17 protein-coding genes and 1 pseudogene are annotated in these 20556 nt (G+C 72.1%); 8 read left to right on the forward strand and 10 right to left on the reverse strand.

Going from position 1 to position 20556, the window contains the following annotated elements; all coding sequences use genetic code 11:
• Positions 1 to 93: 93 nt before the first annotated feature.
• Positions 94 to 1386, reverse strand: coding sequence for a nucleotide disphospho-sugar-binding domain-containing protein (locus ABZ340_RS20365; RefSeq protein ID WP_358783182.1), 1293 nt, complete (start codon positions 1384 to 1386; stop codon positions 94 to 96).
• A gap of 241 nt (positions 1387 to 1627) precedes the next feature.
• The gene (locus ABZ340_RS20370; RefSeq protein WP_358783203.1) at positions 1628 to 2035 is read right to left on the reverse strand and encodes a DUF192 domain-containing protein; all 408 of its coding nucleotides are present in this window, start codon (positions 2033 to 2035) and stop codon (positions 1628 to 1630) included.
• Between the two features lie 99 nt (positions 2036 to 2134).
• On the opposite strand from ABZ340_RS20370, the pseudogene ABZ340_RS20375 reads away from it, so the two are divergent.
• Positions 2135 to 2287: pseudogene (locus ABZ340_RS20375) on the forward strand (LLM class flavin-dependent oxidoreductase); the annotation flags it as partial.
• Positions 2288 to 2350: 63 nt separating this feature from the next.
• On the forward strand, positions 2351 to 3139 hold the full coding sequence (locus tag ABZ340_RS20380; RefSeq protein ID WP_358783183.1) for a class I SAM-dependent methyltransferase: 789 nt from the start codon (positions 2351 to 2353) through the stop codon (positions 3137 to 3139).
• Positions 3140 to 3163: 24 nt separating this feature from the next.
• Here the strand turns inward: ABZ340_RS20380 and ABZ340_RS20385 are convergent, their stop codons facing one another.
• Positions 3164 to 4330 carry a winged helix DNA-binding domain-containing protein gene (locus tag ABZ340_RS20385; RefSeq protein ID WP_358783184.1) on the reverse strand — a complete coding sequence of 389 codons (1167 nt, stop codon included), beginning with the start codon at positions 4328 to 4330 and terminating at the stop codon, positions 3164 to 3166.
• Between the two features lie 1000 nt (positions 4331 to 5330).
• Here ABZ340_RS20385 and ABZ340_RS20390 point away from each other — a divergent pair.
• From ABZ340_RS20390 to ABZ340_RS20405, 4 genes are all read left to right on the forward strand, one after another.
• Complete coding sequence (locus ABZ340_RS20390) at positions 5331 to 6104, forward strand: isoprenyl transferase (protein WP_358783185.1); 774 nt, start codon at positions 5331 to 5333, stop codon at positions 6102 to 6104.
• A 451-nt stretch (positions 6105 to 6555) separates the two neighbouring features.
• Positions 6556 to 7881 carry a PhoH family protein gene (locus ABZ340_RS20395; protein ID WP_358783186.1) on the forward strand — a complete coding sequence of 442 codons (1326 nt, stop codon included), beginning with the start codon at positions 6556 to 6558 and terminating at the stop codon, positions 7879 to 7881.
• 492 nt (positions 7882 to 8373) lie between these two features.
• Positions 8374 to 9081 (forward strand): transglycosylase SLT domain-containing protein, encoded by a 708-nt coding sequence (locus tag ABZ340_RS20400; protein WP_358783187.1) that lies wholly within the window; start codon positions 8374 to 8376, stop codon positions 9079 to 9081.
• 133 nt (positions 9082 to 9214) lie between these two features.
• Positions 9215 to 10573 carry an AI-2E family transporter gene (locus ABZ340_RS20405; protein ID WP_358783188.1) on the forward strand — a complete coding sequence of 453 codons (1359 nt, stop codon included), beginning with the start codon at positions 9215 to 9217 and terminating at the stop codon, positions 10571 to 10573.
• Between the two features lie 82 nt (positions 10574 to 10655).
• Here ABZ340_RS20405 and ABZ340_RS20410 read toward each other — a convergent pair whose 3' ends face one another.
• Both ABZ340_RS20410 and ABZ340_RS20415 read right to left on the reverse strand, forming a co-directional pair.
• Positions 10656 to 11189: an alkyl hydroperoxide reductase gene (locus ABZ340_RS20410; protein WP_188183888.1), complete on the reverse strand. Its 534-nt coding sequence runs from the start codon at positions 11187 to 11189 to the stop codon at positions 10656 to 10658.
• A 6-nt stretch (positions 11190 to 11195) separates the two neighbouring features.
• Positions 11196 to 11750: a peroxiredoxin gene (locus ABZ340_RS20415; protein ID WP_358783189.1), complete on the reverse strand. Its 555-nt coding sequence runs from the start codon at positions 11748 to 11750 to the stop codon at positions 11196 to 11198.
• 178 nt (positions 11751 to 11928) lie between these two features.
• Between ABZ340_RS20415 and ABZ340_RS20420 the strand changes: the two genes are divergently transcribed.
• A complete protein-coding gene (locus ABZ340_RS20420; protein ID WP_358783190.1) occupies positions 11929 to 12870 on the forward strand; it encodes a LysR substrate-binding domain-containing protein in 942 nt (313 codons plus the stop codon).
• Between the two features lie 63 nt (positions 12871 to 12933).
• Here the strand turns inward: ABZ340_RS20420 and ABZ340_RS20425 are convergent, their stop codons facing one another.
• The 5 genes from ABZ340_RS20425 to ABZ340_RS20445 all read right to left on the reverse strand — a co-directional run bounded on the left by ABZ340_RS20425 (position 12934) and on the right by ABZ340_RS20445 (position 17836).
• Positions 12934 to 15267, reverse strand: a complete 2334-nt coding sequence (locus ABZ340_RS20425) for an FtsX-like permease family protein (protein ID WP_358783191.1) — start codon at positions 15265 to 15267, stop codon at positions 12934 to 12936.
• A complete protein-coding gene (locus tag ABZ340_RS20430) occupies positions 15264 to 15953 on the reverse strand; it encodes an ABC transporter ATP-binding protein (RefSeq protein ID WP_358783192.1) in 690 nt (229 codons plus the stop codon). Before ABZ340_RS20430 ends, ABZ340_RS20425 begins: the two co-directional genes overlap by 4 nt.
• Complete coding sequence (locus ABZ340_RS20435; RefSeq protein WP_358783193.1) at positions 15950 to 16474, reverse strand: PadR family transcriptional regulator; 525 nt, start codon at positions 16472 to 16474, stop codon at positions 15950 to 15952. Before ABZ340_RS20435 ends, ABZ340_RS20430 begins: the two co-directional genes overlap by 4 nt.
• Positions 16475 to 16634: 160 nt before the next feature.
• On the reverse strand, positions 16635 to 16904 hold the full coding sequence (locus ABZ340_RS20440) for a hypothetical protein (RefSeq protein ID WP_358783194.1): 270 nt from the start codon (positions 16902 to 16904) through the stop codon (positions 16635 to 16637).
• The gene (locus ABZ340_RS20445) at positions 16901 to 17836 is read right to left on the reverse strand and encodes an SPFH domain-containing protein (RefSeq protein ID WP_358783195.1); all 936 of its coding nucleotides are present in this window, start codon (positions 17834 to 17836) and stop codon (positions 16901 to 16903) included. The genes ABZ340_RS20440 and ABZ340_RS20445 overlap by 4 nt, the downstream gene beginning before the upstream one ends.
• 362 nt (positions 17837 to 18198) lie before the next feature.
• Between ABZ340_RS20445 and ABZ340_RS20450 the strand changes: the two genes are divergently transcribed.
• Positions 18199 to 20496: a transglycosylase domain-containing protein gene (locus ABZ340_RS20450; protein WP_358783196.1), complete on the forward strand. Its 2298-nt coding sequence runs from the start codon at positions 18199 to 18201 to the stop codon at positions 20494 to 20496.
• Positions 20497 to 20556: the final 60 nt, after the last annotated feature.

Here is a 20556-nt window from a genome sequence, read left to right on the forward strand (position 1 = left end):
GCCCGACGAGGACGTCAGCGCCCAGGCCGTCGGCCGGACCGCCCTCCGATCGGCTCGGGGCGGCCCAGAGACGGCCGGATGGGAAGCCGTACGTCAGCGCGCCGCCGCCCGCTCGATCAGCCTGGCGGCGGTGCGCAGCCCGTCACGGGCCCGGATGGTCCGGGCGGCCTCGGCCAGGGCGGTGCGCGCCCGGACGTCGTCGAGCAGGCCGGACACGGCACCGTGCAGCTGGGCGTCGGTGCAGCGGTAGGGGTCGAGCCGGACGCCGAAGCCCAGCTCGGCGACCCGCTGGGCGTTGTCGTACTGGTCCCAGAACAGCGGGAGGAGCACCATCGGCCTGCCGAAGTGGAAGCACTCGGTGACGGTGTTGTTGCCGCCATGGGTGATGACGAGGTCGACCAGCGGCAGGATCCGCGTCTGCGGGACGAACTCGGCTCCCCACATGTTCGGCGGCAGCTCGATCTCCTCGTGCAGCGGCCCCTTGGAGACGATGTAGCGGTGCGGGGTACGGGCCAGCGAGGCGATGATCCGGCGCATGAGGTCCACGTCGGCGGAGCCGAGCGAGCCGAGGCTGAAATAGATCAGCGCGCTCTCCTCCGCGTCGGTGGCACGCCCGGCGAGCGCCGCCGGCAGCGTGAACGCCTCGTCGGTCTCGCGCACCGAGGAGTCCAGCCGGTGCCAGGCGGGACCCAGCGGCCGGGCGCCGGTGTAGTCGGCGATCTCCGGGTAGACGTAGAGGTTCAGGTCGCCTTCGTGGATGAACTCCAGGTCGGGCAGCGGCCGTGCGCCCTGTTCGACGACCCAGTCGTCGAACCCGGTCCACAGCTCCCGGTGGGTACGGTCGTACTCGGCACGGAACTCCGCCCAGCCGGTGCGGTCGTCGGCCGGGTAGCCGGAGAAGGGCGGGGGGACGCCGTCCCCCTTCAGCTCCAGCGGGTTGCACGAGACGACCCGCACGAACGGCGCGCCCGCCGTGGTGAGCGCGGGGAAGCAGACGACGTTGTCCTCGACGATCACGTCCGGCCGGACCCGCTCGACGATCTCCCTGAGCTGCGGCTCGCAGTACCGGGCGCCGGAGACCAGTTCCTCCCGGACGGGCCGCACCCAGGTCCCCAGCTGCTCGATCGTCGGCTTCCTGAACTCCGGTGCGGTGTCGCGCACGAACTCCTTCCAGAACTGCCCCGCCTCCTGCGGCCGGTCCGGCGGCGGCGCCAGGTCGATCAGTTCCTCCTCGAAGCCGAGCCCGGTGAGCCTGCCCTTCCAGGACGCCTCCGCGGCGAACACCACCCGGTGTCCCCGGCGGCGCAGTACGTCGCCCATCCCGACGCAGTTGTTCGTCGGGCCGTACGCGCTCTCCGGCGCGAAGAGGATCGTCAACGGTCTCACGAAGGTCCCCCCTGACTGGACGACCGGTCGCGGCACCGGCGGGGCACCGCGCGGGCGACCGGTCCCACCGGTCGCCCACATGACCGTTCACCGGTCCATGCCCTCGGTCAAGGCGTATACCGGCCGATGCGCCACCACCGCAGGGACCACCGCCGACACCCTCACAGGAACCACCACGGGGGCCCTCGTCCGGATCGTCTCCGGACCCCTGTGACAGCGAGCGGGGAGAAGCGCCGGCTCCCTAGCCGGACGCCTCCTCCCCGTCCGGCTTCCGTTCCTCTTCCTCTTCCACTTCCACCTGCCTCCCGGCCCGCACGCCCCACCCCTCCATCGCCCCGGCCTCCGCCTCCAGCACATGCCGGGCACGGACACGCGGCAGCCCCAGGCGGCCCGGCCGCATGGTCCGTACCGCGACGACGGTGAGGTGCCGGTCCAGGTAGGCCACGTCGATGGGGAACCGCATGCGGAAGGTGTGCACACTGTTGGCAGGGGACAGGAGCATCGCCCCGTCGACGGAGTCCCGGCCCAGCAGCCCCTTCCGCCGGGCACGGTAGGACGCGGCGATCTCCAGCGGCACGCGCACCGGCGCTGCTCCGGCTTCTCCGCGCACGATCAGCACGCCCCGCCCGTCGGACCACCGCCGCCCCATACGCCCCACCTGTCCCATGCCCGAGCCCTCCACCCCCACGTACCGCCGCCCGCCCCAAAACCCGTTGCGCGCATCCCCTACCCCAGGTAGGAACACTCCATGACCCCACTCGGCGCCGTGTTCCGCCCGCAGCCGGCACCCGAACGCCGGCGTGCCGTCACCCGCATCGCCGACGAGACCGCCCTCGACGCGCTCCGGCTGTGGGAGAACTGCTTCCGGGAGGGCGGCGTCTCCACGGCCGCCGCCCCCGCCTGAACCGAACGGACCTCGTCGCCGGGCCCGCCCGCCCCGACCACTGCGCAAGGAGCACATGCCATGCCTCCCCACCCGCCCCGCACCTACGAGGACCTGGTGGCCGAGGCCGTCGCCGCCCCCACCGAGGGCTGGGACTTCTCCTGGTTCGAGGGGCGGGCCACCGAGGCGCGGCCCTCCTGGGGATACGCGCGGTCGATGGCCGGCCGGCTGGGCGGCGCGCAGGCCGTGCTGGACGCGCAGACCGGGGGAGGGGAGGTGCTCGACTTCGCGCTCGGCGCCGCCCCGCGCCGTCCCCGGCTCGTCGTCGCCACCGAGGGCTGGCCGCCGAACGTCGCCAAGGCCACCACCCTGCTCCGCCCGCACGGTGTCGCGGTCGTCGCCTCGCCCGAGGACGCCCCGTTCCCCTTCGCGGACGAGGCGTTCGACCTGGTCGTGAGCCGGCACCCCGTCGAGCCCCACTGGACGGAGATCGCCCGCGTCCTGGAGCCGGGCGGCACCTACTTCGCCCAGCACGTGGGCCCGGCCAGCGTCTTCGAGCTCGTCGAGTACTTCCTCGGGCCCCTGCCGGAGGAGAACCGCACCGCCCGCCACCCCGACCGCGAGCGCGCCGCCGCCGAGGCCGCCGGGCTGGAGATCGTCGACCTGCGGGCGGAGCGGCTGCGGATGGAGTTCCACGACATCGGCGCCGTCGTCCACTTCCTGCGCAAGGTGGTCTGGATGGTGCCGGACTTCACCGTCGAGGCGTACGAGCCCCGGCTCCGCGCCCTGCACGAGCGGATCGAGTCCGAGGGCCCCTTCGTCGCGTACAGCGCCCGGCAGCTCTTCGAGGCACGCAAGCCCGGCCGGTGACCAGCTGCTGACCGGCCGGCGGGCTCACGCGTGCGGGCCCACCGTCACCTCCCCCACCACCAGCTCCGCCTCCGCCTCCAGCACGGCCCCCACGCGGGCCGCCCGCTCGCCCAGCTCCCTCTCCTGCCGCGCCGTCAGGCGCCCGAGCGGCTCCACCGTGACGGTCGTACGCCGTCCCCGGCGCCGCTGGTGCCAGACCCCCGCCACCACGCCGTCCACCAGCAGCACCGGGAAGTTGCCCGCCTGCCCGCGTGCCAGGGCCCGCTGCCGGGCGGCCCCGGGGAACAGCAGCTCGCGCGGCTGGGCGGCGATGGCGTACGCGTCGAAGTACGGCAGCAGCCGCACCCCCCGCGCCGGTTCCTCCGGGAAGTCCGTGTCCCCGTCCACCACCCAGGCCGGCGCGCCCTCGAAGAGGACCTCCTCGATCTCACCCGCCGCGGCCAGCTCGCCGAACAGACGCGTGGCCCAGCCGGCCGGCGCCGCCAGCCACTTGGCGAAGTGGTGCGGGGCGGCGGGGCCGTAGGCGTGCAGGTAGCGGCGTACGAGGGTGCGCAGTGCCCGCTCGGGCGGCAGCGGGACGAAGTGCGGCGGGCGGGTGTACGTCACCTTGCGGCCGCGGTTCGGGCCGAAGCACAGCGCGCCCGCCTGGCCCGCCCGGTGCATCACCTGCCGCCAGCGCGGCCACATGCCCTGGAAGGCCGGCATCACCGGGTCGCCCGCCCAGGGACCGGTGCGGGCGACGACCTCCTCGCCCAGCTCGTCGATGGTCAGGTGCACGCCGTCGAGGGCCTCGCCGATCGCCGTCACCACCTGCCCGGCCCGCTCCCCGGTCAGCCGCGCGCCGGGCGGGGGCAGGGGCGGACCGGTGGGCACCGCGGGCAGCGCGGCGCACCACAGCGGCAGATCCCGGGCGGGCAGCAGATGCACGGTTCCGCGCGGGCCGTACGTCTTCACCAGTGAGCGCTCCGCGCCCCACAGTGCGGCCCGTACGTCCGCCCGGGTCACCCCGGCGTCCGCCCGGACCCCGACGGACACCTCGGCCGCCGACAGCACCTGCGCGTGCGCGGCGAGCATCGCGCCGACCACGTCGGCGAGCGGCGCTCCGGGTGCCGCGGGAGAGATGGCCAGGAACTGCCGTTCGAGCCGCCGCGCGCTCGCCGCGGCCCAGGTGATCCTCGCGGTTGTCTTCATGGAGGGACGGTAGGAGGGAAAGAGGTCAGATCCCGTCCTCATCCGCCGTCGGCTGCCGGAGACCGCCGTCGGCTGCCGGGGACTGCCGACAGTTGCCAGGCACCGCCGTCGGCTGCCGGCGCACGCCGGGCGAGGTCCGCGGACCTCTGCGGCCCGGGCCCTCGGCCGCACCCCGGGAAGGAGTGCGGCAAACAAGGGCAACCGGTGCCGAAGCACCCGCCGAAGCCTTGCACAGTTTCCACATCGTTATGGCATGCGGCTCCCCCTGGCCTTCGTGATCGCATAAGTTCAGACCAATGCATTCGCGTCAGCAAAGCTGCGCGAGGGGTACCGCGCAGTGGAGGGGGCTGCGCGGTGCCGCACCCCCCTCGTCGGCCCCGGTCGGCCTCAGTCGGCCCCGGCTGGTCCCGGTCAAGGGGGCGCGTGCCGCTCGGGTCACCCGGGCGGGGGTAACGGGCGCGTAGGCGCATCAGGCGGGCTTCCGGCGCACCGATGGCTCCAGATGTTTCCGAATGCCCCCGGTTGACGCCAGACACCTTCGAATACCCCCGTATTTCCTGCCGATGCCCTGGGAATCCGCTGTCTTTCGGCCATGTTCCCGCTGTGAATCGCAGCTTCCGCGGCGAGCGTGGCGTCGCCGGATGGTTCCGGAGAGTAGTTGTTGCCCGCCGATGCACGCAGCATCACTTACGAAGGGTTATGGTGGAAGCCCCCCCTCGGGCCGGTCCGTCTCCCCCCCACGGACCGGCCCGTTTTTTCTTCCCCCTCTCTCTGTCCGCCCGCTTCCCGTTTCTCCCCGGTCAGCGGCCTCCCCGTCCTCCCCACGCCACCCCGGACAACGGCTTCCCCGCCCTCCCCGCGCCGCCCCGGCCGCGCCCCCTCGTCTCCCGCAGCGGTAGGCTTCGCCTTCGGGGGACCGCCATACGGACAGAGACCGCCCTCGGCCGCGCCTGGGCCGACGCCGCGCCTGTCCGATCCGTACGGAGGGGCTGACAATCACGTGAACCTGCGCGACACACTGCGCAGCCTGCTGGTCCGGCTGTACGCACGCCGGGTGGAAGGCCACCTGGACCACGCACAGGTGCCCAAGCACATCGGCGTCATCATGGACGGCAACCGCCGCTGGGCGAAGGCCGCCGGCTCCACCACCGCCCAGGGCCACCGGGCCGGCGCGGACAAGATCGAGGAGTTCCTCGGCTGGTGCGCCGAGACGGACGTCGAGGTCGTCACCCTCTGGCTGCTGTCGACCGACAACTTCGACCGGCCGCAGGAAGAACTGGTCCCGCTGCTCGGGATCATCGAGGACGTCGTCCGCTCACTGGCCGCCGACGGCCGCTGGCGCGTGCACCACGTCGGCGCGCTCGACCTGCTGCCGGCGCAGATGCAGACCACCCTGAAGGAAGCAGAGGAGGCCACCGCGCACGTCGACGGGATACTCGTCAACGTCGCCATCGGCTACGGCGGACGTCAGGAGATCGCCGACGCGGTCCGCTCCATGCTGCTGGACGCCGCCGGCAAGGGCACCTCGGTCGAGGAGCTCGCCGAGGCCGTGGACATCGACATGATCGGCCGGCACCTCTACACCAGCGACCAGCCCGACCCGGACCTCGTCATCCGCACCAGCGGCGAGCAGCGGCTGTCCGGCTTCATGCTCTGGCAGACGGCGCACTCCGAGTACTACTTCTGCGACGTCTTCTGGCCCGCCTTCCGCAAGGTCGACTTCCTGCGCGCCCTGCGCGACTACGCCGCCCGCCACCGCCGGTACGGCGGCTGACCGCACCCGCCTGGGAAACGGCCGGCGCGCCCGCCCTACGAAATGGCCGGCGCGCCCGCCCGGGAAAACGGCCGGTGAGCCCGCCCGGCGGGAGCGGACCGCCCGGCACGCCCCGGCGCGGAGGGCGCCCGGTCGGCGTGGAGGGTGCCCGGCCGGCGCGGACCCGCCCCGTTTCACGAGGAGTTCACCGGCGCGCCGTCATATGCCGTGGCATGGCCGCGCCGGTTCGAGGGCATAACCCAGGCAGGTCGACACCCGAACCACGGGTGTCGGATCTCAGCGGGCGGCACGGGGCCGTCCGCCCGGGAGGCCCTTTGCACCAGCCCGACCGTGTGTCACCACACGGACGAAGAGGCGACAGGGCCGGTCCCCGGCCCGTGCATCGCGGCCGTCGACCGGTCCAGCTCGCTCTCGTCGCTCCCCGACCTCATCCGAGGGGGTACGTCCTTCCGTGGTGACCAGCACAAAGCGCCACAAGCCAGACCGGCGCACCTATGTCCTCGACACCAGCGTCCTGCTGGCCGACCCGAACGCCCTGAACCGCTTCGACGAGCACGAGGTCGTGCTCCCGGTCGTCGTGGTCACGGAGCTGGAGGCCAAGCGGCACCATCCCGAACTCGGCTACTTCGCCCGGCAGGCCCTGCGCCTGCTCGACGACTACCGGGTCCGGTACGGACGCCTCGACGCCCCCGTCCCGACCGGGGACCTCGGCGGAACGCTCCGCGTCGAGCTCAACCACTCGGACCCCAGCGTCCTGCCCACCGGCTACCGCCTGGGGGACAACGACTCCCGCATCCTCGCGGTCGCCCGCAACCTGCAGGCCGAGGGGTTCGACGTCACCGTCGTGTCGAAGGACCTCCCGCTCAGGATCAAGGCGTCCTCCGTCGGGCTGCTCGCCGAGGAGTACCGCGCCGAGCTCGCCATCACGGACGCCTCCGGCTGGACCGGCATGGCCGAACTCACCCTCTCCGGTGAGCAGGTGGACATCCTCTTCGAGGAAGGGCACCTCCACGTCCCCGAGGCCGCGGACCTGCCCGTGCACACCGGTCTGACCATCCACTCCGAGCGCGGCCGGGCGCTGGGCCGGGTCACGCCCGACGGCATGGTCCGCCTGGTGCGCGGCGACCGGGAGGCGTTCGGCGTCAAGGGGCGCAGCGCCGAGCAGCGGATCGCGCTCGACCTGCTCCTCGACCCGGAGGTCGGGATCGTCTCGATGGGCGGCCGGGCCGGCACCGGCAAGTCGGCGCTGGCGCTGTGCGCGGGCCTGGAGGCGGTGCTGGAGCGCCGTCAGCACGAGAAGATCATGGTGTTCCGTCCGCTGTACGCGGTCGGCGGGCAGGAGCTCGGCTACCTCCCCGGCACCGAGGCGGAGAAGATGAGCCCCTGGGCGCAGGCCGTCTTCGACACCCTGTCGGCGGTCACCAGCCGGGAGGTCATCGAGGAGGTCACCGCCCGCGGGATGCTGGAGGTGCTCCCGCTCACCCACATCCGCGGCCGCTCCCTGCACGACGCGTTCGTCATCGTGGACGAGGCCCAGTCCCTGGAACGGAACGTCCTGCTGACCGTGCTGTCCCGGATCGGCGCCAACTCGCGGGTCGTGCTGACCCACGACGTGGCCCAGCGGGACAACCTCCGGGTCGGCCGGTACGACGGGGTCGTCGCCGTCGTCGAGAAGCTGAAGGGGCATCCGCTGTTCGCCCACGTCACGCTGACCCGGTCCGAGAGGTCCCAGATCGCGGCCCTTGTGACCGAAATGCTGGAAGACGGGCAGATCTGAGAAGAATCCGGGAAAAACCCCGAGGAGCCTGAGAAGCCCGAGAGTCCAGAGAGGCCCGAGAAGCCCGAGAAATCTGCGAAAGGGGCTCATCGAGGGCCGGTTGCGTAGCAGTTGGCGCCGTCCGGAAAGGCGTAGAGCCTAGCCGGGCGGCGCCTTCGCGCGTACCGCTTTCCGTGAATCCCCAGGGGCAAACGGGATGTGAGCTTTCCCACGCAACGCGGAATTGCCTCACGGCGTCGGGTTACGGCAGAGTCTCACTCCTGTCAGGCCCCGCATACGACACAGCTGTGCCCCCAGCGGTACGGCGCCACACGCAGAGCATCAACTCCATAGCGATGTCGTATGCCGCCCGAGCACCACGCGGCGCTCCCGGAAGGGGAGTTGCCTACCGGGCCCGCGCCTCCCGTGACCCCGTAGTTGGGGAGGCCAGTGCCAGGGGCACGATTGCGTCCGCCAGGGTCACCGAGGCGGGCGATGCTGGAAGGAAACCGTGTGAGCCGGATCTCGGTCCGGGGATTCGCAGTGGCCTCGGCCACGGCGGTCACCGCTGTCGGAAGCGTCGTCGGCGTTGCCTCGGGCAGCACCGCGCAGAACAACGACGCGGAAGCGACGACGGCTGCGGGCACGACGCTGCTCGCGGACATCCCCGCGGGACAGCAGGCCCAGGTGCAGACCGCGTCCCTGACGCAGCAGGCCGACGCACAGGCCATCGCGGCGGACGCGAGCGCCAGGAAGGAAGCCGAGGAGGCGGCCCGCAAGGCGGCCGCCGAGACCGCCATCGCGAAGAAGGAGGCCGCCGAGAAGGAGAAGGCGGCCAAGGAGGCGGCGGAGCGCGAGCGGGAGAAGAAGGAAGCCGCCAGCCGCAGCGCCACCCGCGACGCCACCACCTTCGCCGTCCAGAGCTCGTACTCCGTCGCGCAGATCCAGGCGATGGCGCGTCAGATGGTGCCGGGCGGCCAGTTCCAGTGCTTCAGCAACATCGTGAACCACGAGTCGAGCTGGAACTACAAGGCGGTCAACCCTTCCTCCGGCGCCTACGGTCTCTTCCAGGCCCTGCCCGCCGGCAAGTACGCCTCCGCCGGCGCCGACTGGCAGACCAATCCGGCCACCCAGATCAAGTGGGGCCTGAACTACATGAACGAGCGGTACGGCAGCCCCTGCGACGCCTGGTCGTTCTGGCAGGCCAACCACTGGTACTGAGCCGCCCGGCCCACGGCCGCTCAACCCCGCGCAGCCCCTCGCCGTCCTACGGCGGGGGGCTTTCGCCCTGTACGGTCGGACCCGACGACTCCAGGGGGGAGTGGTGCGGAGAGACGGGGGAAGAGGACGGATCATGTCGCGAGTGCCAGGGTGGCTGGGCCGGCTCGGTGCCGGGCTGACGGAGATGAGCCGGCGGATCGATCAACGCCGGGCCGAGGCGGAGGCGGAGGACACCGGACCCGGATCGTCCGCCCACTCCGCCACGGCGTACGCCGAGCACGTCCCGCCGCCCCCGGACTACGCTCCCGCGGTCCGGCCCCGGCCCGACCCCGCGCAGGCCGTGCCGTGGGGCGTGCGGGTCGCGGCGGAGGCCGGCTGGCGCCTGCTGGTGCTCGCGGGCACCCTGTGGGTGCTGATGCGGGTGATCAGCGCCGTGCAACTGGTCGTGCTGGCCTTCGTGGCCGCGCTGCTGATGACGGCGGTGCTCCAGCCGACGGTGGCGCGGCTGCGGCGGGCGGGGGTGCCGCGCGGGCCGGCCACGGCCCTGACGGCGTTCCTCGGCTTCGTCGTGATGGGGCTGATCGGCTGGTTCGTGACCTGGCAGGTCATGGAGAACATCGACACCCTCTCCGACCAGGTCCAGGACGGCATCGACGAGTTGCGCCGCTGGCTGCTGGACAGCCCGTTCCATGTGACGGACAAGCAGATCAACGAGATCGCCAAGAACCTGCGCGAGGCGGTCGGCGCCAACACCGAGCAGATCACCTCGGTGGGCCTGGAGGGCGTCACGGTCGTCGTCGAGGCGCTGACCGGGCTGCTGCTGGCGGTCTTCTCCACGCTGTTCCTGCTCTACGACGGCAAGCGCATCTGGGAGTGGACGCTGAAGCTGGTGCCGGCGGCGGCCCGGCCGGGCGTGGCCGGTGCCGGCCCGCGCGCCTGGCGCACGCTCACCGCGTACGTCCGCGGCACGGTGATAGTGGCCCTGATCGACGCCATCTTCATCGGCCTCGGCATCTACTTCCTGGACGTGCCGATGGCCGTGCCGCTGGCCGTGTTCATCTTCCTGTTCGCGTTCGTCCCGCTGGTCGGCGCGGTGGTCTCGGGCGCGCTCGCGGTCGTCGTCGCGCTGGTCACCCAGGGCGTCTTCACCGCCGTCATGACCCTCGTCGTCGTCCTGGCGGTGCAGCAGATCGAGGGGCACATCCTCCAGCCGTTCATCCTGGGGCGCGCGGTGCGGGTCCACCCGCTGGCGGTGGTGCTCTCGGTCTCCGCCGGCGGCATGGTGGCCGGCATCGGCGGCGCGGTGGTCGCCGTACCGCTGGTCGCGGTGACGAACACCGTCGCCGGCTATCTGCGGGCGTACTCCCGTGAGGCCGCCCTGCGCCAGACCCCGAAGCCGCACGGCGCCACGGCGACGGACGCCGCCCCGGCGGCGGACGCCCCGCCCGCCGAACCCGAGGCGCCGGGACCGCAGGAGACGCCGCCCCGGTGAGCCGTGCGGGCGGACACACACGAGACCCCGCTCACCGGTGAGGTGAGCGGGGTCTCGTGTGTGTCCCGCGGGGCGGGAACGACTACTCGGCGAGGACCGCCTCGGCGTCCAGCGTGGCGCCCACGGCCTGGATCACAGCGGCGATCTTGAAGGCCTCCTGGATCGTGTCACGGTCCAGGCCCGCCTTGCGCAGGACCTGCTCGTGCGAGTCCAGGCACATGCCGCAGCCGTTGATCGCGGAGACCGCGAAGGACCACAGCTCGAAGTCGACCTTGTCGACGCCCGGGTTGCCGATGACGTTCATCCGCAGACCGGCGCGCAGGGTGCCGTACTCGTGGTCCGACAGCAGGTGCCGGGTGCGGTAGAACACGTTGTTCATCGCCATGATGGCGGCGGCCGACTTGGCGGCCGTGTACGCCTCGGGCGTCAGGTTCGCCTTCGCCTCCGGCTCCAGCTCGCGCAGCACGATCGGGGAGCGCGAGGCGATGGCGGTCGCCAGCACGGTGCCCCACAGCTGCTGGGCCGGCAGGTCGGAGTTGCCGATGACCGAGCCCAGGTTGAGCTTCAGGTCCTTGGCGTAGTCCGGTATGGCGGACTTCAGGGAGTCGAGCGACATGTCAGGTCACTCCCCGGCCAGCAGCGCGACCGGGTCGAGCGTCTCGTCGCCCTTGGTCCAGTTGCACGGGCACAGCTCGTCGGTCTGCAGGGCGTCCAGGACCCGCAGGACCTCCTTCGGGTTCCGGCCGACGGAGCCCGCGGTCACCATGGTGAACTGGATCTCGTTGTTCTGGTCGACGATGAAGACCGCGCGCTGCGCGAAGCCGTCCTCGCCCTCGATGCCGAGCGCGCGCATCAGCTCGTGCTTGGAGTCGGCCATCATCGGGAACGGCAGGTCGGTCAGGTCCGGGTGGTCCTTGCGCCAGGCGTGGTGGACGAACTCGGAGTCGCCGGAGAAGCCCAGGATCTGCGCGTCGCGGTCGGCGAACTCGTCGTTCAGCTTGCCGAAGGCCGCGATCTCGGTCGGGCACACGAAGGTGAAGTCCTTGGGCCAGGCGAAGACGACCTTCCACTTGCCCTCGTAGGTCTTGTGGTTGATCGTCTCGAACTCCTTGCCCTTCTCCAGCGAGACGCAGGCGGTCAGTTCGAACTCGGGGAACTTGTCACCGACAGTGAGCACACGCTCTCCTTGCAGCGAAGAAACACTCCGTTTGCGAGTGTTTCCCATGGGTTGGACGTCGCCGATGTTGGCACAGGCTGCATTGATTAGGGAAATAGCTACACTCGGTCGAGTTGATCGGAGGTTGCTATTAGTGTCCGCGAATGTGCGTACGAATCCTGGGGGTCCGGCTGTGGGAATGACCGCGGGAAAGAAGCGTCAGCCCAGCCTGGCCCAGCTCCGCGCCTTCGCGGCCGTCGCCGAGCACCTGCACTTCCGCGACGCCGCCGCCGCGATCGGCATGAGCCAGCCCGCCCTGTCCGGCGCCGTCTCCGCCCTGGAGGAGACACTCGGTGTCACCCTCCTGGAGCGTACGACGCGCAAGGTGCTGCTCTCGACCGCGGGTGAGCGGCTCGCCGTACGGACCAAGGCGGTGCTGGCGGAGGTCGGGGCGCTGCTGGAGGAGGCGGAGGCGGTCCGGGCGCCGTTCACCGGCGCGCTGCGCCTCGGCGTGATCCCGACCGTGGCGCCGTACCTGCTGCCGACCGTGCTGCGCCTGGTCCACGAGCGCTACCCGGCCCTCGACCTCCAGGTCCACGAGGAGCAGACCGCCAGCCTGCTCGACGGGCTGGCCGGCGGGCGGCTGGACCTGCTGCTCCTCGCCGTGCCGCTCGGCGTGCCCGGCGTCACCGAGCTCCCTCTGTTCGACGAGGACTTCGTGCTCGTCACGCCCCTGGACCACCCGCTCGGGGGCCGCGAGGGCATATCCCGTTCGGCGCTGCGCGAGCTGAAGCTGCTCCTCCTCGACGAGGGACACTGCCTGCGCGACCAGGCGCTGGACATCTGCCGGGAGGCCGGACGCGAGGACGTCCCGGCCACCACCACGGCGGCCGGGCTGTCGACGCTGGTGCAGCTGGTGGCGGGCGGCCTCGGCGTGACGCTGCTGCCGCGCACCGCCGTCCGGGTGGAGACCACCCGCTCCAGCCAGCTCCTCACCGGCTCCTTCGCCGACCCCGCGCCCGGCCGCCGCATCGCCCTCGCCATGCGCACGGGCGCCGCCCGCGCCGCGGAGTACGAGGAGCTGGCGGCGGCCCTGCGCGAGGCCCTGCGCGATTTGCCGGTACGGACCGTCGGGTCCTGAGGCCCGGAGGGGACCTGCGCGGGGCCCCGCGCGGCCGGCACCGTACCGGCCCGGCCTCGGCCGCTACTCCGTGCGCAGCCCGTCCGGCCGCATCAGCCGCAGCAGCGGCGGCAGGCTGAGCAGCGTCACCACCAGGACGACCGCCGCGCCGACGCCGGTCATCCCCAGCACGCTCGCCCAGTCCACGCGCACCGGCGTGGCCGTCATCTTCAGCAGCACCGTGCCCAGCGCGATCCCCACCACCGAGGCCAGCAGCAGGCCGAGGGTGATCGGAACGGCCGTCTGCCACAGCACCGACAGGCTCAGCGTGCGCCGCCGCGTGCCGAACGCCACCAGCGACGACAGCAGCTTCCTGCGCTCGCGCAGCTGCTCCAGCTGCGAGACCAGCAGACTCGCGCCGATCAGCGCCAGCACGCACGCGGCGCCGACGAACAGGCCGGTGCGGATGGAGGTGAAGCGACCGGACTGCCGGGTGTCCGACCAGGTCGTGGCGTTCGCCAGCGGGCCGATGGCCGCCGCGGTGTTGCGGACGTGCTCCCGCGCGTCCTTCACCGACTCGTCCAGCGCCAGGTACACCTGCCCGGACAGCGCCGGGACGGCCGCGGCGGGCAGCGCCCCCCGGGTGAGGAGGAAACCGCCCCGGTCGGAACCGGTCAGCCCGGTCCGCGGACGGGCCTGCTTCAGGTCCCCCGGCACCGGCCAGGCGACCTGAGTGGTCTTCGGGTCGCCGCCGTAGGCCGGGTCGAGGTACAGCGTGCGGCCGGACTCGGCGAGCTCGGGCATGTCGGTGTCCCACTGCGCCCCCGCGACGGCGAACACGTCGCCGTCCCGGCAGGACGGCAGCTCGGCGACCTCCCGCAGGGCCGCGCAGTCGCCGACCGTCGCCCACGTGCTGCGCTCCGGGTCCTTGCGCCGGTCGCCGAGGGTCCCCTCGTAGTAGGCGTACACCGCGCGCACGCCCTCGGTGTGCCGCAGCTTTTCGGCGGCGTCGTCCAGCGGCGCCGTCCCCGGCACGTCCACCTGCATCTGCGCCCGGGTCAGGTCCCGGCCGGTGCTCTCCGTGTAGTCGTCGTCGACGCCCGCGAACAGCATCTGCAGCGCGATCGCCCCGGCGACGGCCACCGCGATGCCGTTGACCATGCGGGCCGCCGTACCGCTGCCGAGCTGGAGCCGGCGCACGGCCAGCTGCCAGGAGACCGCGCCGCCGCCGAGCCGGGCGACGACCGTCTCCACCACCCACGGCAGCAGCGCGGTCACGCCGACCAGCAGCAGCATCACGCCGCCGACGACGAGGTACTGGTTGAAGTCGCCGTGGGAGCGGCCCTTGCCGATCATCGGGTAGAGCATCGCGAGGCCGGCCAGCGGCAGCAGCAGCCGCCACCACAGCCGGCGCCGCGCGGGCCTGACCGTGCGGACCACGCCGAGCGGTTCGATGACCACGCCGCGCAGCGCCAGCAGCGTCACCAGGACGGCCGCCGCCGGGACCGCCACCGCGACCAGCAGGGCCAGCAGGGGCGAGGGGTCGAGGTAGCTCGGGAACACACTGACGTCGAACACCTCGGCCCGGCCCGCCGCCTGGCGCCCGATCAGGAAGAAGACCGCGCCGAACACCAGGCCCAGCACCGAGCCCGCCAGCGCCTCGCCGGCGGCGATCCGCCGGGTCATCCGGCCGTCGGCGCCCACCAGCCGCAGCGCCGCCAGCCGCCGGTCGCGCCGCTCGCCGCCGAAGCGGACGGCCGCGGCGATGAAGACGGCCACCGGCATCAGCAGCACCACGAAGACGACCAGGACGAGCAGGAGCAGGACCGGGTCCATCCGCTCGGTGGAAGCCTCCGCGAACCCGAACTCCTCCAGGCGGACCACCCGGCCGCCGTCGACGTGCGGGGCGAGCCCCTCGGCGCCCCGGTAGAAGGCGAGCTCCGCCGAGCCGACCAGTCCGCTCTCGCCGATCGTGCCGACGATCCGGTCCGGCAGCCGCTCGCGCAGCAGTTTCCCGGAGTCCGACTCCAGGAAGTCCTTCAGGGCGGGGGAGACCACCATCTCGCCGACCGCCGGGAGCTTCTCCACGCCCGGCGGCAGTGGCGCCCGCGGCCCCTCGGGCTCCAGCGCGCGGCCCCGCACGGTCTTGTCGCGGAAGTCCGTGTCGGCGTGGGCGACCACCACGGTGCCGTCCCCGGCGGGGAGCCGCTCGTCGCTGAAGCTGATGTCCGCGCGGGCCATCTCCCGGTCGTGCCGGACGTCGAGCGCGTTCGGGATCGCCGTCGTCAGCAGCAGCAGCGCCACGCCGAGCCCCACGCCGACGGCCGTCAGCAGCGCCCGGGTCCAGCCCTCACGCCCGCCGGTGAACGCGAACCGGACGCCCAAAGCCAGGTCCGCGCCCCACTGCCGGGCGCTCATATGGCGCGCTCCATGTCCCGGGACTTCCCGTCCCGTACGACGATCTCGCGGTCGGAGTAGGCGGCCACCCGCGCCTCGTGCGTGACCAGGACGACGGCGGTGCCCGCCGACCGGGCGGCCTCGGTGAGCAGCTCCATCACGCGTTCGCCGTTGAGGGAGTCCAGCGCGCCGGTCGGCTCGTCGGCGAACAGCACCCGGGGACCGGTGACCAGCGCCCGCGCCACGGCGACCCGCTGTCCCTGACCGCCGGAGACCTCGCCGGGCCGCTTCCTGCCCAGGTCGTCGACCTCCAGCCGCTCCATCCAGGACAGGGCGGCCCGCTCGGCCTGCTTGCGGGGCGTGCCGTTCAGGCGCAGCGGCAGGGCGACGTTCTCCACACAGGTCAGCTCCGGCACGAGCTGCCCGAACTGGAACACGAACCCGAACTCGCTGCGCCGCAGCGCGCTGCGCCGGGCGTCGTTCATCGCGGACAGCTCGCGCCCGTCGTAGGTGATCGTGCCCGCGTCGGGGGTGACGATCCCGGCCAGGCAGTGCAGCAGCGTCGACTTGCCGGACCCGGAGGGGCCCATGACGGCGACGACCTCGCCGGGGTGGATGGAGAACTCGGCGCCGTCGAGCGCCAGGGTCGGCCCGTAGGCCTTGCGCAGCCCTTCGGCGGCGAGCAGCGAACCGGCGGGGAACGTCATCGGGTCACCGCCGCACGGAGCTTGTCGAGTCGCGCCGCGGTCAGCTCCAGCCAGCGCAGGTCGGCCTCCAGGTGGAACAGGGCGTGGTCGCAGACGAGCTGGTCGGCCAGGTCGCCCTTGCGCTTGCGGTCGGTGAGGATGCGCATGCTGCGCAGGTGCTCCGAGCGCTGGGTGTCGAGGATCCCGGCCGCGTCGCGGTCGGTGAGCAGGGCCAGGACGACCTTGGTGTAGAGGGTCGACTGGAGGTACGGCTCGGGCTTCTCGGGCGTGGCGAGCCACTGCGCGACGTCGGTGATCCCGGCGTCGGTGATCGCGTACCGCTTGCGCTCGGGCCCGTCGCCCGCCTCGATGCCGTCGACCTCCACGAGGCCGTTCTTCAGCAGGCGGGACATGGTCGAGTAGACCTGTCCGTAGTGCAGCGGCCGGTCGTGGCCGAACTTCTCGTCGAAGGCCCGCTTGAGGTCGTAGCCGTGGCGGGGCCCGGACTCCAGGAGTCCGAGGAGGGTGTGACCGATGGACATGCCGCTCACTCTACACACGGTGTATACGCCGTGTGTATACGCGGAGTGTGTAGAGGGGGAGGGAGGGGGTGAACGCGCAGGCCAGGGCCGTTTGTCACGGTTCCGCTACGGGCGCCCGGTCCTTTTCCGGTGCCCGTGGCGGAACCGGTCGCCGCCCCGGTCAGTCCTCCGGTTCCGCCGGGCGGTCCGGCGGCCCGGAAGCGGCGGGCGGCCGTCCCCGGCGGGGGATCGGGGCGGCGCCACCGGGCAGGCGGCCGGCCTCCGCCAGGGCCCGGCGCAGCAGGAACTCGATCTGCGCGTTGGCCGAGCGCAGCTCGTCGCCCGCCCAGCGGGCCAGTGCCTCGTACACCAGCGGGTCCAGCCGCAGCAGCACCTGCTTGCGCTGCTGCGGCCGGCGCCGCGGGGTGGGGTCCTCGGACGGTGCGGTCACTGGTAGAGCGTCCCGGTGTTGAGGACGGGCTGCGCGGCGCGGTCCCCGCACAGCACCACCATGAGGTTCGACACCATCGCCGCCTTCCGCTCCTCGTCCAGCTCCACGATGTCCTGCTGGGCGATCCGGGCGAGCGCCGCCTCGACCATCCCGACCGCCCCGTCCACGATCTGCCGCCGCGCCGCGACGACGGCCCCGGCCTGCTGGCGCTGGAGCATCGCCGAGGCGATCTCCGGAGCGTAGGCGAGATGCGTGAAGCGGGACTCGATGATCTGCACACCGGCCGCCTCCACGCGCGCGTGCAGCTCGACGGCGAGCTTCTCGGTGATCTCCTCGGCGTTGCCGCGCAGCGACAGGCCGTCCTCGTCGTGGGCGTCGTAGGGGTACTCGATGGCGATGTGCCGCACGGCCGCCTCGGTCTGGGTGGAGACGAACTCGACGTAGTCGTCCACCTCGAAGGTGGCCTGCGCGGTGTCCTCCACCCGCCACACCACGACGGCGGCCAGTTCGATCGGGTTGCCGTAGGCGTCGTTGACCTTCAGGACGGCGGTCTCGTGGTTGCGCACCCGCGTGGAGATCTTGGTGCGCGAGGTGAACGGGTTCACCCAGCGCAGCCCGTCCTGCCGGATCGTGCCGCGGTACCGCCCGAAGAGCTGGACCACCCGCGCCTCGCCCGGCGCGACCATGTTCAGCCCGCACATCGCGACGAACGCGGCGAGGGCCACCAGGACGCCGGCGACGATCAGCGCGGCCTTGGCGCCGGCCGCCGGGACCGCCGTCGCGGCGACGGCCAGGCCGACGCCGGCCAGCAGCCCGACCAGGCCCAGCAGCAGGGCGAGCCCGCCGCCGATGCTGTGCGCCGGGAACTCCCGGACGCGCGGCGCCGGCATCTCCGGGACGTCGGCGGTGGCCTGGGCTTCGTGTGTGGACATGGGCGGGTCCCCCGTTCTCGTGCTGCCTCGTACTGTCTTGTGCTGCTTTGTGCTGCCTTGTATTGCCTCGTACTGCTTGTGTTGTCGCGTGTCGCGTGTCGCGTGTCGCGTGCCGCGGGCCGCGCGTGCGGTTCCGGCATAGCGTGCGACTATCTAAGTGATAACACTTTACCCCGCTGCGACAACCCTCACACCCCCTCGCGCGTCGGTTCCGTTGGAGCGGGTGCTGATTGTCACGTCCGTAAAAGACCGGATCGGGAGCCCTTTGTCGTATCTGACGGTGTTAGCTTTCTGAGCTGACCTGAGCCTGAAACCTGTGTGACTGCTGAGCGCACGTGAACGAATCGGAGCGGATCGGACCGATGGGACGAGCGGAAGAGAGACGAGCGCGGCAGCGCGCCGGCCGCCGCGCGGCGCCGAGGCGTCGCCGCTCGTCGGGCGCGGCCGGCAAGGGCGGCATACGCCGGCTGTTCACCTGGAAGAAGATCCTCGGCACGGTCTTCGGCCTGTGCCTGCTCGGCATGGGCGCCTTCATCGTGCTGTACATGATGATCGGCATCCCCGAGGGGAACGCCGACGCCAAGCTGCAGAGCAACGTCTACAAGTACGACGACGGCAGCATCATGGCCCGCACGGGCGAGCGCAACCGGGAGATCGTCGACCTGGCCAAGGTGCCCAAGGACGTCCAGCGCACCTTCGTGGCCGCCGAGAACAAGACCTTCTACAAGGACTCCGGCGTCGACCTCAAGGGCACCGCGCGCGGTGTGCTCAACACGCTCGCCGGCAAGGGCGCGCAGGGTGGTTCCACGATCACCCAGCAGTACGTCAAGAACTACTACCTCACCCAGGACCAGACCGTCTCGCGCAAGCTGAAGGAACTGGTCATCTCTCTGAAGCTGGACCGCGAGAAGTCCAAGGACTACATCCTCGCCGGGTACATCAACACCAGCTACTACGGCCGCGGCGCCTACGGCATCCAGGCTGCCGCCCAGGCCTACTACCACGTCGACGCCGAGGACCTCACCGTCGAGCAGGGCGCCTACCTGGCGGCCCTGCTCCAGGCGCCGAACCAGTACGACTGGGCGATCGCCTCCGACACCGGCAAGCGGCTGGTCCAGGAGCGGTGGAACTACGTCCTGGACAACATGGTCGAGCAGCACTGGCTGGACGCGGCCGAGCGCCGGGCCATGAAGTTCCCGGTGCCGAAGGAGCCCAGGCCCGCCCCCGGGATGGGCGGCCAGACCGGCTACCTGGTGAACGCGGCCAACGCCGCGCTGGAGCGGCAGCTGGTCGCGCAGGGCAGCGCCGAGGACATGAAGCAGGCCCAGGCCATGGTCGAGGCCGGCGGCTGGACCATCACCCTCAACATCGACAAGAAGAAGCAGGCGGCGCTGGAGCGGTCCGTCAAGACGCAGCTCACCAGCGAGCTGGACCCCGAGGGGAACAAGGCCGACGCCAACGTCCAGGCGGGCGCGGTCTCCGTCGATCCGAAGACCGGCGCGGTCGTCGCGATGTACGGCGGCACCGACTACCTGAAGCACTTCACCAACAACGCCACCCGCGACGACTACCAGCCCGCCTCCACCTTCAAGCCGGTCATCCTGGCCGCCGCCGTCGAGGAGGACGCCACCACCCAGGACGGCACGCCGATCACGGCGAACACGGTCTACGACGGCACCAGCAAGCGCCCGGTCGTCGACCACGGCCGCCGCGTCGGATTCGCCCCCGAGAACGAGGACGACCAGGACTACGGCGACGTCACCGTCCAGGAGGCGATGAACCAGTCCGTCAACTCCGTCTTCGCGCAGATGGGCGTCGACGTCGGCATGGACAAGGTGGTGGAGGTCGCCGGCAAGCTCGGCATGGAGACCGAGGGCATGGAGGCGGTGCCCGCGCAGACCCTGGGCTCGATGGGCGCGAGCCCGCTGGAGATGGCCGGGGTCTACGCCACCCTCGACAACCACGGCAAGAAGGTCACCCCGGCCGTCGTGAAGTCGGTCGAGCACAACTCCCGCAAGGTGGAGTTCCCCGACCCGGTCGGCGAGCAGGTCATCAGCCGGGAGGCCGCCGACACGGTCACCTCCGTGCTGACCGGCGTGGTCGACGACGGCACCGCCCAGAAGTCCGTGCGGGACAACCCGCTGCGCGGCGGCCGGCAGGTCGCCGGCAAGACCGGCACGTCCGACAACAACAAGTCGGCCTGGTTCACCGGCTACACCCCGGACCTGGTCACCTCCGTCGGCCTGTTCGGCGAGGACCCCGAGCCGCCGCACCCGCAGGTCACGCTGCACGGCGTGGCCGGCGAGAAGCGCATCAGCGGCGGCGGTTTCCCGGCGCGGATCTGGGCGGCGTACACCTTCGGCGTGCTGGACGGGGTCAGCCGGTTCGACCTGGAGACCAAGCAGGGCGCGGCGGTCCAGCCGACCCGGACGGTGACGCCGACGCCGACGCCGACCCCGACGCCCACCGAGGAGCCGACGACCGAGGAGCCCACCTCCGCGCCGCCGACCTCCGAGTCGCCCACCGAGACGCCGACGACCGAGCCGCCGAGCCGGACGCCGACGCCGACCGCGTCGGTCACGCCGACGACTCCGTCGCCGACGGCGGAGGAATCGGAGAACCCGCTGTTCCCGGGAGGGGACGACGACGAGGAGCGGTAGGCGCAGGCACGGACGAGACGGCGGGGGGGGGGCGCGGGGGGGGGGCGGGCGCGGGGCCCC

This window comes from Streptomyces sp. NPDC006134 (genome assembly GCF_040628835.1).
Lineage (GTDB): Bacteria > Actinomycetota > Actinomycetes > Streptomycetales > Streptomycetaceae > Streptomyces.